Source organism: Aquilutibacter rugosus (genome assembly GCF_036541335.1).
Classification (GTDB): Bacteria; Pseudomonadota; Gammaproteobacteria; order Xanthomonadales; family Xanthomonadaceae; genus Aquilutibacter; species Aquilutibacter rugosus.
On the sequence record NZ_JAZHBO010000002.1, the window covers coordinates 983,036 to 994,742 of the forward strand.

At 59.2% G+C, this 11,707-nt stretch carries 12 protein-coding genes and 1 pseudogene; 8 read left to right on the top strand and 5 right to left on the bottom strand.

The features are described 5' to 3' along the window. Positions 1-68 precede the first annotated feature (68 nt). Positions 69-521: a PIN domain-containing protein gene (locus V3390_RS10100; protein WP_331704314.1), complete on the top strand. Its 453-nt coding sequence runs from the start codon at positions 69-71 to the stop codon at positions 519-521. On the opposite strand, the gene V3390_RS10105 is transcribed toward V3390_RS10100, so the two are convergent. The 4 genes and pseudogenes from V3390_RS10105 to V3390_RS10120 form a co-directional block, all read right to left on the bottom strand. After that, on the bottom strand, positions 511-2,748 hold the full coding sequence (locus tag V3390_RS10105) for a DUF5916 domain-containing protein (protein ID WP_331704315.1): 2,238 nt from the start codon (positions 2,746-2,748) through the stop codon (positions 511-513). The two genes, V3390_RS10100 and V3390_RS10105, sit on opposite strands and share 11 nt — an antisense overlap. A 95-nt stretch (positions 2,749-2,843) precedes the next feature. Continuing rightward, a complete protein-coding gene (locus V3390_RS10110; RefSeq protein ID WP_331690407.1) occupies positions 2,844-4,025 on the bottom strand; it encodes a patatin-like phospholipase family protein in 1,182 nt (393 codons plus the stop codon). Then, the gene (locus tag V3390_RS10115) at positions 4,025-4,825 is read right to left on the bottom strand and encodes a 3-hydroxybutyrate dehydrogenase (RefSeq protein WP_331704316.1); all 801 of its coding nucleotides are present in this window, start codon (positions 4,823-4,825) and stop codon (positions 4,025-4,027) included. Before V3390_RS10115 ends, V3390_RS10110 begins: the two co-directional genes overlap by 1 nt. A gap of 169 nt (positions 4,826-4,994) precedes the next feature. After that, positions 4,995-5,456, bottom strand: a pseudogene (locus V3390_RS10120) (SET domain-containing protein); the annotation flags it as partial. A gap of 61 nt (positions 5,457-5,517) precedes the next feature. Between V3390_RS10120 and V3390_RS10125 the strand changes: the two are divergent. From V3390_RS10125 to V3390_RS10155, 7 genes are read left to right on the top strand one after another with little or no spacing between them, the layout of a single operon-like run. Next, positions 5,518-5,994 (top strand): SUF system Fe-S cluster assembly regulator, encoded by a 477-nt coding sequence (locus V3390_RS10125; RefSeq protein WP_331690405.1) that lies wholly within the window; start codon positions 5,518-5,520, stop codon positions 5,992-5,994. Beyond that, positions 5,991-7,463 carry a Fe-S cluster assembly protein SufB gene (gene sufB, locus V3390_RS10130; protein ID WP_331704317.1) on the top strand — a complete coding sequence of 491 codons (1,473 nt, stop codon included), beginning with the start codon at positions 5,991-5,993 and terminating at the stop codon, positions 7,461-7,463. The genes V3390_RS10125 and sufB overlap by 4 nt, the downstream gene beginning before the upstream one ends. 5 nt (positions 7,464-7,468) lie before the next feature. Further along, positions 7,469-8,233, top strand: coding sequence for a Fe-S cluster assembly ATPase SufC (gene sufC / locus V3390_RS10135; RefSeq protein WP_331704357.1), 765 nt, complete (start codon positions 7,469-7,471; stop codon positions 8,231-8,233). 1 nt (position 8,234) lies between these two features. Continuing rightward, on the top strand, positions 8,235-9,476 hold the full coding sequence (gene sufD, locus V3390_RS10140) for a Fe-S cluster assembly protein SufD (protein WP_331704318.1): 1,242 nt from the start codon (positions 8,235-8,237) through the stop codon (positions 9,474-9,476). Then, the gene (locus tag V3390_RS10145) at positions 9,473-10,693 is read left to right on the top strand and encodes a cysteine desulfurase (RefSeq protein WP_331704319.1); all 1,221 of its coding nucleotides are present in this window, start codon (positions 9,473-9,475) and stop codon (positions 10,691-10,693) included. Before sufD ends, V3390_RS10145 begins: the two co-directional genes overlap by 4 nt. Next, positions 10,690-11,211 carry a GNAT family N-acetyltransferase gene (locus tag V3390_RS10150; RefSeq protein WP_331690401.1) on the top strand — a complete coding sequence of 174 codons (522 nt, stop codon included), beginning with the start codon at positions 10,690-10,692 and terminating at the stop codon, positions 11,209-11,211. The genes V3390_RS10145 and V3390_RS10150 overlap by 4 nt, the downstream gene beginning before the upstream one ends. After that, positions 11,208-11,531, top strand: a complete 324-nt coding sequence (locus V3390_RS10155; protein ID WP_331690400.1) for a non-heme iron oxygenase ferredoxin subunit — start codon at positions 11,208-11,210, stop codon at positions 11,529-11,531. Before V3390_RS10150 ends, V3390_RS10155 begins: the two co-directional genes overlap by 4 nt. A gap of 104 nt (positions 11,532-11,635) precedes the next feature. On the opposite strand, the gene V3390_RS10160 is transcribed toward V3390_RS10155, so the two are convergent. After that, a partial coding sequence (locus V3390_RS10160) for an EF-Tu C-terminal domain-related protein (protein WP_005655288.1) occupies positions 11,636-11,707 on the bottom strand: 72 nt, incomplete at its 5' end.

The window sequence follows — 11,707 nt, forward strand, 5'->3', positions numbered from 1 at the left end:
GCCCTCATGATCGGCAAAGGGCAGTTAACCGATAATGAAGGCCGCCCTTTTGCTGTTTTTTCATTCATATGCCGGATACCACTGCCGCTTCACTGATCGTCCTGGACACGAATGTGGCCTTGGACGTGTTCCTGTTTGAACGCGATGCGTTGCTGGATCCGTTGCGTCAGGCTGTGCGCGAAGGCCGAGTCATTCCGATTGCCACGCCATGGGCGGCTGCGGAGTTTCAGCAGATTCTGCGACTGGACAAGATCCCGGGTACGGCGGAGCGTCGACAGCTGGCGTGGGAATCGTTTGAGCATGTGACCCAATTGCGCGAGCTGCCACCGAAACAGCGACCGACACCCAAATGTGCCGATCGCATGGATCAGGACTTCATTGATCTGGCTGTCGCGACGGACGCCGCATGGCTGCTGTCACGCGACAAGAAAGTGCTGCGTCTACGCAAACGCTTCGAAAAACTGGAACTGCCGACGCGGGTGATGCATCCCCTGGACTGGTGCGCCTCGTTCAGTTGCTGAAGCGGTACGACACCTTGACCACCAACTGCTCGTCGTTGTGCAGGCGACGGCTGTCACGCAACATGGACCAATGGTCGTTGCTTTCATCGTTGAATTGCGAATAGCCGCCCCGACCGTACACGACATACAAGTTCGACAGTGGTGCCAGTTCATAGCGATAGCGCAACTGGAATCCCATCTGATTCAGGCGGAACGACTCCGGTCCGCCCGGCAACGCCGCGTAGCCACCGTTGGGCAGCACATCAATCCATTCACGACCTGCTGCTTTTAGACCCACGGCTTCAAGCTTAATGCGCAAATCGGAGCGTGCACTCATATCCCAGTTGAAGGTACTACCTACGACCGCGGTGCGCATTCGATATCGTCCGACCTGATTGCCGTGATCCCAGATCAGGGCGTCGGGAGAATCATCGACCGACACGCCGACATCCAGATTCACACGATCATTAAAGTAATACTTGGCACCGGTCCATGCACTCCAGTACCAGCCATCGTTGCCCATTAACGCATCACCGGCGGCGAATACGCCGATGCGCGGCTGCCACTTACCATGGCGGCCGCCGCTGATCTCCACATTGATCTTGTCGCGCCCGGGCATCTTAAGCGAATGACCACCGCGAGTCAGGCGGTCATCAAAGCGCGGCAGGTTGTGCTCGTATTGGCTGTAGTACTCGCCGCCATCGCGCAGCGAACCCGATGCCTGCACACGCACGCCGCCGTTGAGACGCAGGCCATCCATGTTTTCGCCCATGAACAGACGTCCCGACAGATTGACCGAAGTGACCGTCGAGCCCTGAGCGAAATTGCTCCAGGTACGACGACTTTGAACATGTCCCCACTTCAGATTGTTGCGGCCCAGATAGCCCATGTCATTGGGATCGAAGTCGCGATCAAAGTACATGCCCAGCAACTGGTGACTCCATTCCTTGCTGGGGTTCCACGTCAGATACGACGTGACGGAGTTGCCTCGTGTGCTGCTGCCGGAATCATCAATGTCGGAAACCGCCACAGTGCTGTTGACGCTCAAGGCATCATTGGGCTTCCACTTGTGATCCACAGCATAGACAAAGGCATCCCGATCAAGGAACGGCCGGTCAACATGGGTCAACATGGCACCCCAGGTCTGGGTCGGCATCGCGTACATCGTGCGCAGGGCCTGGTAGGAGCGACCGCCGTCGCCGCGCTCCTGCGCTGCAAACACACCGTAGTTGAGCTTTCCGATCGCACCGTTGATCTTGGCCGCCGCGTCAATCTCGGCAGGACCACTGCCGTCATCGGAGCGACCACCCACGCGACGTGTATAGAACAGCTGCGAATTGTCATTCAGCAGCGAGAAGTCGTAGATGCCCTGATTCTCCGTAAAAAACGGGCGCTTGTCGCCATAGAACGTTTCGTCGGCCGAGAAGTTGATAACGATGCCATCGCTCTCCACCTGACCGAAATCGGGGTTAACAGTCGCGCTGAGCTGGAACTGCCCGCTGGGCTTCCAGTAAATGTCGGCACCGGCCTTGTAATGACCGGAGTTGCGGATGTTGTCGTAGAGCGCCGTAGCGTACGGCGTGACGGCAAACAGCGACTGCGAGTACGACGGAATCTCCGCCTTGCGGAAACTGGACGTAAACGGCGTGCGGTTGAAGCTGATGCCCGGCGCCGCAAAGCGTTCACCGGTAGCGCCGATCACACGGTCAAAATACACACCGATGGTGCGCTTGCCGTCTTTGGCCTTATTCATCGTAGCCACATGCCAGGGAATCAGAATCTCCATGTCCCAGTACTCGTCCGTCTCCGAGGTGGCGTGCTGCACGTCGCCATCCCAATCCTCGCGGAACTGGTTTTCGCCGGTGATCACGCCGTCGCTCAAGCCATTGGCGATGGATACCGTAAATTCGTAGGCCTGGACACCGTTGCCGTCAAAGTCAATAAAAACATTATTGCGGTCGTACTGGCCGCCTTCATCGCGGCGTGACTTGGTGCGGGTGCGCTTGACCTCGGCCGGCTGATAATTGCGGATGCCGACCGCCATGCCCTTGGGTGTCGGCAGGTACCAGGCTTCAGTGCGGTATTTGGCATCGGCCAGCGTCTCCGGCTGGACTTGCTTGAAATCGGTGACGTGCGTCGCACCCTGCCATTCGTCCGCGTTGACCTTGCCATCGATGTCAATCGCCAAGGCGGGCGTTGCCACCAGGGCGGCCATCAGGCCAAGTGCCAGTCGGGAAAAACGCATCATCACAAACTCTCGTAATAGGATGCGCACAGTTTGACGAGCTCACAGGCGCCACGTAACTGCAGAAAGTCACGAATGACCTCCGGCCTATACGACGCTCAGTTCGTTTCCTGATCCTTGATGACTGACGGGTCCACGCTGTGCACATTGAACGTGTCATGGCCCGAAGGCATCTCAAACCACTGCGGATTGGCTAGCGCCTGACGCATATCGCGCCGTCCCGCCTCCATGTGGTCATGGATCGCAATGCGCCCGAACTGATAGTCCTTGAAATGCCCGATCAGCGCCATGTCGCGGTAGGTCAGGTGCACTAATGAGGTCTTGCTTGTAGTGGACATGGCTCTTGCGTGCCGCACCCAGGGATCGTCCGAGGAATGATCCTTTGGCATCCGTTCCAGCAACTCGCGAATGACGCGATGGTAATGCTGCTGAATCCGATGCATCTGCGTGACCTGCCGTGTGCGACTGGCGTACTGAACTTCCTTGGTCCGCTCGGACACGTCCAGCAGCGTTTCGGGCAGCGCACCCTCGGCATTCCACAGATCGACCTGCAATATCAGGCGTTGCGGTGCTGTGCATTGCTCCATGACGTAGCTCAGCGGCGTATTACTGACGACACCGCCATCCCAGTAGTAGTTGCCGTCAATCTCGACGGCCGGGAATGACGGCGGCAGTGCGCCGGATGCAAGAAAATGCTCGGCCCGCAGCTCCTGCCGGCGGTTATCGAAATACTCCAGCTGGCCGGTGGCGACATTGACTGCACCGACCGAGACGCGCAAGTCGCCCTGGTTGACGCGCTTAAAGTCACACATGGAGTTGAGCGTCTCCAACATCGGGCCGGTGTCATACCAGCTGACCTTGGCCGGATCCTCGGCTCCTACCATGCCGCCGAATGCGAGCCAATTGCGCGGCGTGTAAAAACCGCGCTGCCCTTCGATCACGGCACGCCACGCCTCCAGGGAATCGAGCCACGAACGCGCCGCGGGATCACGCGGTTCCCAACCGGCCTGCAAACCGAATGTCGTCGGCGGTAACCAGTTCGGTGCGGATATGCGTTGCCAGAACTCCTGCAGCTTTTCGATGCGATCCTTAGGCTTATTGCCGGCAATCACGCAGGCGTTTAGTGCGCCAATGGAGATCCCCGCAATCCAGTTCGGCTCGAGCCGTGTCTGCGACAACTCGTCAAACACCCCTGCCTGATACGCACCGAGCGCTCCACCGCCCTGCAGAACCAGAGCGATTGAGGTGCCATCGGGCACTCGGAGCCGTTGTCGCGCCATTACTTCATGTGCCAGCCGTGGCTGACGATAAAGCTCTGGCCGGTCATTGCGGCGGTCGGATAGGCCGCGAGGAAGCCAACGGTAGCCGCCACATCCTCAACAGTAGTGAAGATGCCATCGACCGTGTTGCCCAGCATGACGCGGGAGATCACCTCGTCCTCGCTGATGCCCAGTTCCTTGGCCTGCTCGGGAATCTGCTTGTCGACCAGCGGCGTGCGCACAAAGCCCGGGCAGACTACATAGGACTTGACGTTCTTTTTGCCGCCCTCTTTGGCGAGCGTGCGCGAAAGACCGAGCAAGCCATGCTTAGCCGTGACGTACGCGCTCTTGAGCGGTGAGGCCTCGTGCGAGTGGACCGAACCGGTATAAATCACGACACCACCGCGCGGCTTGCCGTCGGCTCCGTTCTCATACATGTAAGGCAGCACAGCCTTAGTCGTCAGGAAGGCGCCATCAAGGTGGATGGCCAGCATTTTCTTCCAGTCGGCGTAGTTGTAGTTTTCGATCGGATTGACGATCTGGATGCCCGCATTGGAGACCAGAATATCCACCCCGCCCAGTGCGGCGATCACATCGGCAACGCCTTTGTTGACCTGCTCCTCACTGGTGACATCCATTGCCACGGCCATGGCCTGATGGCCCTGTGCCTTCAGCGCTTCTGCAGCCGCCTGTGCACCGTCGAGATTCAAATCCGCGATGGCCACTGCTGCCCCCTGGGTCGCCAGATGACGAGCGATCTCCAGACCGATACCACTGGCGGCGCCGGTTACTAGGGCGACTTTTCCGTTGAGATCCGACATGTTGTTCTCCACTTACTTATTTGGACTTTTTCGATTTGCCGGACTTTTCCCTGTCCTTTTTCTTCTTTCCCTTTTTATCTTTTTTGTCGCCCTTTGCCTCTAGTCCTTTGGTCTCAGCCTTTTTTTCGGACTTCTTCTTTTTATCTTTCGAAGGCTTTTTCTTGGGGTTTTTCGGCTGCAGCAGGGTGCCGGTGCAATCCTTGGCGCCGCACAGGCATTTCCAGATTTCCTTGAGCTCCTTGGTGTGCTTTTCAGCCAGGGTGATGCCGTAGTTGTACGACAGCTCCTCGCCGGTCTTAATGTCACGAATCGCCTCGATAAAGATGCGGTCCTTGGTTCGATCCTCGCCCTCGTCCTCTTCCATCACCGCTTCGCAGTTCGGATCGCAGGAGTGATTGATCCATTTGGCCGGGGTTGGCTCCAGATCGGCATCGATCACGTATTCATCATTGAGTGTGAACAAGAACGTATGGCCGGAATGGACATCGCCGGCCTCGCCGTCATCGACCTCCGCATGCGTCAGGCGCGGCCCGGTGTATTCGACGATGCGCTCGCCCTTTTTGATGGGTTTAACGGCAAAAACGCCATTGCCATGGATTTTGGACTTGCGGGCTTCGATCTTGGTCGACATATTCAGGCTGCTTGTTGGATATAGTACAATTACGGTACGGATTTCGACTGGCTACACGAAGATGCTCCGCGTCACCAAACTCACAGACTATGCCACAGTTGTCATGACGGTGTTGGCTAAGTCCGGCACCGAGGTTCTCAGCGCCACAGGCATTGCCCAGCGCTCAGGCCTGGAGATACCTACCGTCAGCAAGGTATTAAAGCCGCTTGCGCAGGCAGGCCTGGTGGAGAGTTATCGTGGCACGCGCGGCGGTTATCGCCTGAGCCGTAGCCCCGAGCAGATTTCCCTGCTCGAAATTGTCGAAGTCATCGAGGGCCCCTTGGCAATGACGGCATGTTCCGATCACGGCGATGCGTGCGATTTAAGCGCCAGCTGTGATGCTGCCGGCAACTGGCAATGGGTCAATCGCGTTCTGGCCGAAACGCTTGCCACGATTAGTCTGGCCGGCATGCTGGAGCGTCATCCCGATCGCACTATCGCGGCAGCGGATCGCCGCCGCATTAGTGCGGTCCTGCAGGATTCCGGTACCACATCATGACCACCGAACTGATCACACCCACCGCAGCGCCGACCGCCAACGCCGAGATCCATGCACAGCTGGGCCGCAAGTACGAGGCCGGCTTTATCACGGATATCGAGTCGGACACCCTGCCGGCCGGTTTGAGCGAGGACATCATCCGCGCCCTCTCCGCCCGCAAGGAGGAGCCCGAATGGATGCTCGAATGGCGTCTGGCTGCCTACCGCCATTTTCTGACGATGCCGATGCCCAATTGGGCCAAGCTCAACATCGCTCCGATCGATCTGCAGGCCCTGTCGTATTACTCGGCACCCAAGGGCCCCAAGTACGCATCACTCGATGACGTGCCTAAAGAACTACTCGACACCTACGACAAGTTGGGTGTTCCGCTGCACGAACGCGCCAAACTAGCCGGCGTCGCTGTGGATGCGGTGTTCGATTCCGTATCCGTCGGTACCACCTACCGCAAGGAACTGGCCGAGCGCGGCATCATCTTCTGCTCCATGTCCGAAGCGATTCGCGAGCATCCCGAACTGGTCCGCAAGTATCTGGGCTCGGTAGTTCCGGTCGGCGACAACTACTTCGCTGCGCTCAACTCCGCTGTATTCTCCGATGGCTCGTTCGTGTTCATTCCCGAGGGCGTCCGATCGCCGATGGAACTGAGCACGTACTTTCGCATCAACTCAGGCCATACCGGTCAGTTCGAGCGCACGCTGATCGTTTGCGAAGACCGGGCTTACGTCTCGTACCTTGAGGGCTGCACCGCACCGATGCGCGATGAGAATCAGCTGCATGCTGCGGTCGTAGAACTGGTTGCGCTAGAAGATGCGGAAATCAAGTATTCCACCGTACAGAACTGGTACCCGGGCGATGAGAACGGAGTCGGCGGTATCTATAACTTTGTAACCAAGCGTGGCGAATGCCGTGGTGACCGCTCCAAGATTTCCTGGACGCAGGTCGAAACCGGCTCTGCGATCACCTGGAAATACCCTTCGTGCGTGTTGCTGGGCAAGGACAGTGTCGGCGAGTTTTATTCAGTCGCGCTGACCCACCACCGCCAGCAGGCCGACACCGGCACCAAGATGGTTCACGTCGGCGAAGGCAGCAAGTCCAAGATCGTATCCAAGGGCATTAGTGCCGGCCACGGACAGAACACCTATCGCGGCCTGGTCAAAGTTGGCCCTAAGGCACGCAATGCCCGTAACTACACCCAATGCGACAGCTTGCTGATCGGCAAGCGCTGCGGTGCTCACACGTTCCCCTACATCGAAGTGCGCAACCCTAGCGCCATCGTCGAGCACGAGGCCACCACCTCCAAGATCTCGGACGATCAGATGTTTTATTGCCGCTCGCGCGGTATCGCCCAGGAAGATGCAGTCTCCATGATTGTGGACGGCTTCTGTAAATCGGTGTTCCGCGAGTTGCCCATGGAGTTTGCGGTCGAAGCCAAAAAACTCCTCGAAGTCTCACTAGAAGGTTCCGTCGGATGAATTCCATTCTGCAAATCAATGATCTCCATGCCTCGGTTGAGGGTCGTGAGATTCTCAAAGGGTTGTCACTGACCATCAAGCCCGGCGAAGTGCATGCCATCATGGGCCCCAACGGCGCCGGCAAATCGACGCTCGGCAATGTCCTGGCCGGGCGCGACGGTTATGAAATCACCGCAGGTTCGGTGCAGTTCCGCGATCAGGACCTGCTGTCCATGGAGCCCGAAGAACGCGCTGCCGCTGGTGTGTTCCTGGCCTTTCAGTACCCGGTCGAGATTGCCGGCGTCAACAACACCTACTTCCTTCGCACGGCCCTGAATGCCCAGCGCAAGACGCGTGGTGAGCCCGAACTCGATTCGATGCAGTTCCTGAAGCTGGTGCGCGAAAAGCTGGCCATCCTTTCGCTGAAAGACGAGCTGCTGCATCGTGGTGTGAACGAAGGCTTCTCCGGCGGCGAAAAGAAGCGCAATGAGATTTTCCAGCTGGCCCTGCTCGAACCCTCGCTGGCGATTCTTGATGAAACCGACTCCGGTCTCGATATTGATGCGCTACGCGCCGTCGCCGATGGCGTCAATGCACTGCGCTCGCCCGACCGTTCCTTCGTGCTGATCACGCACTACCAGCGTCTGCTCGATTACATCAAGCCGGACTTCGTGCACGTACTGGCCGATGGCCGCATCATTGAAAGCGGTGGCCCCGAGCTTGCACTGCAGCTCGAGGAACAAGGCTATGCATGGATCAAGGATCGCCTCGCGCCCGGAGCTCACGCCTGACATGAGTGAGCTGCTGCAACACTGGTCAACGCTGGTCCCGTCCGCGGCCAAAGGCGAGGCCGATTCGGCCGTGCGCCGCCGGGCCATGGATCTGGCGCTCGCTGCCGATCTTCCGCACGGTCGCGTCGAGGCGTGGAAGTACACTTCGCTGCGTGCCCTAGCCCGCCGCACACCCGCATTGCTGTCACCGGTAACGGTTGACGCCACGCTACTGGCCGGCATTCCGACACCGCGCATCGTATTCGTCAATGGGCACCTCGATGCACAGGCCACGGCAGTCGACAACATTGCCGGACTGCACATCGAACCGCGCGCTGTTGCCCAAGTCTTTGAATTCGATGGCCCTGCGCACGCGCTGAATCAGGTCAATGCCGCCCTCGATATGGGCGGTGTCGATATTCGCGTCACCGGCATGATCGACTCGCCACTGCATCTGGTCTGGATCAGCGACTCCACCCAGTCCGAGGGTTCGCAACACAACCTGCACCGCATTGTGCTTAGCGCAGATAGCCGCCTGAACTTAGTGGAGTCTGTGCGCAGCAACGGCGCCCACCTGCACATCGGCACTGCCCGCATGGAAATCAACCTGGGCGAACAGTCCGAGTTGCACCACGCTCGCGTTCAACGCGATGACGAAGGCGCCAGCTGGTTCCTGCGAACCGAAGTCACGCTGCAGGCCCGTTCCACCTATCGTCGCGTCGACGTGGAGCTCGGCAGTGCACTGAGTCGCCATGAGCTCGTTATGCACATCAATGGCGACGGCGCTCGCGTCTTCTCCAACGGCATTCTGTTCGGTGACGGCAAACGCCATCTCGATACGCGTCTGGCTATTACCCACAGTGCGCAACACACCGGCTGTGAATTGAACTGGCGAGGCCTGGGCACCGGCCGCTCGCGCATTGCGTTCTATGGCGGGATCACCATCGATGCGGGTGCTGACCATACAGAAGCGGCCCTGAGTAATCGCAACCTGCTGCTCAGCGAACAGGCCGAGATCGACACGCAACCGGTGCTGGTCATTCACGCTGACGAAGTGCAGGCCGCCCACGGCGCCACCGTCGGGCAGCTCGACGCCAACTCCCTGTTCTATCTGCGTTCGCGGGGGATCGACGATCACACGGCGCGTACCTTGCTGGTGGCCGCCTTTGTGCATGAGCTGCTGAATCTGATCGAAGACGAGCCGACCCGGACCGCCTTCGCAACCTTGCTCGATGGCGCTCTGGATCGGGTGAAGTTCGTATGACCGCTCCCGACTGGACCGCAATCCGCGCCGACTTTCCGACACTGCAACGCCAAGTGCACGGCAAACCTCTGGTGTATCTCGATACAGCCAACACCAGCCAGAAACCGCGTGCTGTCGTAGAGGCAATGGACGCCTACTATTCGCAGTACACCGCCAACGTCTCGCGGGCCGTGCACACGCTAGGCGCCGAGGCAACCGAGGCCTACGAATCGGCACGCACCAAGCTCGCCGGTCTGCTCAAGGTCCGTGCTGATGAACTCGTGTTGTGCAGCGGCACCACCTTTGCGATCAACCTCGTCGCTTATTCGTACCTGCTGCCCAAGCTGCAGCCCGACGATGTGATCCTGGTCTCGCGCATGGAGCACCACGCCAACATCGTTCCCTGGCAACTGATGGCCGAACGCACCGGCGCCAAGGTCGAAGTGATCGAGATTCTCCAGGACGGCACCATCGACATGGATGCATTTGCCGCGCAGCTGCGACCTCAGGTCAAGCTCGTCGCCGTGGCGCACGTCTCCAATGTGCTGGGCACGATCAACCCAGTTCGCGAGATGGCCAAGCTGTCGCGCAAGCATGGCATTCCAATGCTGGTTGACGGCTCGCAGGCCGTACCGCACATGCCGGTCGACATCAGCTCCATCGGCTGTGATTTTTACGTGTTTACCGGCCACAAGATGCTCGGCCCTACCGGCACCGGCGCCCTGTGGGCCAAGGCTGCGCACCTCGAAGCCATGCCCCCGTTTATCGGCGGCGGCGAGATGATCAAATCCGTCTCGTTCGAAAGCACCACCTTTAACCGCGCCCCCTACAAGTTCGAGGCCGGTACGCCGAATATTGCCGGCTTCATCGGCCTGGCCGCCGCCGTTGATTATCTGCAGGCCATTAGTCTCGATGCGATCGCCACCCGCGAACGCGAACTGCTCGAGTACGCCACGCAGCAGCTGCAAACGATCGATGGCCTGCGCATCTTCGGTGACGCAGCCGATAAGGCATCGGTCATCAGCTTCGCCATCGACGGCACGCATGCGCACGATCTGGCCACCATGCTCGATATCGAGGGCATTGCGGTCCGCAGCGGTCAGCATTGCGCGCATCCGCTGCTGCAGTTCTATGGCATATCAGCCACCTGTCGCGCATCGCTGGCGTTCTATAACACCGAGGCCGAGGTGGATGCACTGGTCACCGGCCTACGCAAAGTCCGCACCCTACTCGCATGACGTTTCGTTTCGCTACAGCAGCCGACATCCCGGCACTGATTGAACTGGTCGAATCCGCCTATCGCGGCGATGTCTCCAGACGCGGTTGGACCACCGAGGCCGACATGCTCGATGGCCGTCGCACCGGCGCCGATGATCTGCACGATTGCATCAGTGATCCGAACGGCGGCATCCTGATGTTGCTCGACAAGGAGCAAATCCTCGGCTGTGCCAACATTTCCGTGCAGGATGGCGCCGGCTACTTCGGCATGTTCGCTGTGACGCCGAATCTGCAGAATGCCGGCATCGGCAAGCGCATCCTGGCCGAGGCCGAACGCATTGCCCGCGACGATTGGCAGCAGCAAACGATGCGCATGACCGTCATCGACATTCGCGATGAGCTCCTCGCATTCTATGCTCGCCGCGGATATCGCCGCACCGGCACCACCAAGCCTTTCCCTTATGGCGATGAGCGTTTCGGCCTGCCACGCCGTGACGATCTGCAATTTGAAATTCTCGAAAAGGACCTGACCCCATGACCGACAACTGGACCTTTGTCTGCCCCACTTCGCAATTGCTGCCAGGCGAACAGACCGTCGTCTGGGAAGGCGACACTCCGATCCTGGTGATCAACTGGGATGGCGAGTTCTATGCACTCGAAGACCTGTGCTCCCACGAAGAGTTCGAACTGAGCGCAGGCAAGTTCAATCCTGAAACGGGCACCATCGAATGCGTTCTGCATGGCGCCCAGTTCGATCTGCGTGACGGCAACCCCACCTGCCCGCCGGCCTATGAGCCCGTGCGCAAGTTCCCGGTGCGCACCGACGAGACCGGCGTCTGGGTGCAAGTCGTACAGTAAATCGCACCGCGCACAGTTCGCACAGTACATCCGGCGCCGTTCACGCCATAAAAAAGGGCCGCTCAATGAGCGGCCCTTTTTGGTGTTGCTTGCGGTGCCTAAGATTACTTGATGATCTTGGCCACGACGCCGGCGCCGACGGTACGGCCGCCTTCGCGGATCGCGAAGCGCAGACC

What these genes read in the sequence shown, in the direction of transcription:
- V3390_RS10145 (WP_331704319.1), top strand. Translation starts at nt 9,473, where the DNA reads ATGACCGCTCCCGACTGGACCGCAATCCGCGCCGACTTTCCGACACTG.
- V3390_RS10100 (WP_331704314.1), top strand. Translation starts at nt 69, where the DNA reads ATGCCGGATACCACTGCCGCTTCACTGATCGTCCTGGACACGAATGTG.
- V3390_RS10110 (WP_331690407.1), bottom strand. Translation starts at nt 4,025, where the DNA reads ATGGCGCGACAACGGCTCCGAGTGCCCGATGGCACCTCAATCGCTCTG.
- V3390_RS10150 (WP_331690401.1), top strand. Translation starts at nt 10,690, where the DNA reads ATGACGTTTCGTTTCGCTACAGCAGCCGACATCCCGGCACTGATTGAA.
- V3390_RS10105 (WP_331704315.1), bottom strand. Translation starts at nt 2,748, where the DNA reads ATGATGCGTTTTTCCCGACTGGCACTTGGCCTGATGGCCGCCCTGGTG.
- sufB (WP_331704317.1), top strand. Translation starts at nt 5,991, where the DNA reads ATGACCACCGAACTGATCACACCCACCGCAGCGCCGACCGCCAACGCC.
- sufD (WP_331704318.1), top strand. Translation starts at nt 8,235, where the DNA reads ATGAGTGAGCTGCTGCAACACTGGTCAACGCTGGTCCCGTCCGCGGCC.
- V3390_RS10115 (WP_331704316.1), bottom strand. Translation starts at nt 4,825, where the DNA reads ATGTCGGATCTCAACGGAAAAGTCGCCCTAGTAACCGGCGCCGCCAGT.
- V3390_RS10125 (WP_331690405.1), top strand. Translation starts at nt 5,518, where the DNA reads ATGCTCCGCGTCACCAAACTCACAGACTATGCCACAGTTGTCATGACG.
- V3390_RS10155 (WP_331690400.1), top strand. Translation starts at nt 11,208, where the DNA reads ATGACCGACAACTGGACCTTTGTCTGCCCCACTTCGCAATTGCTGCCA.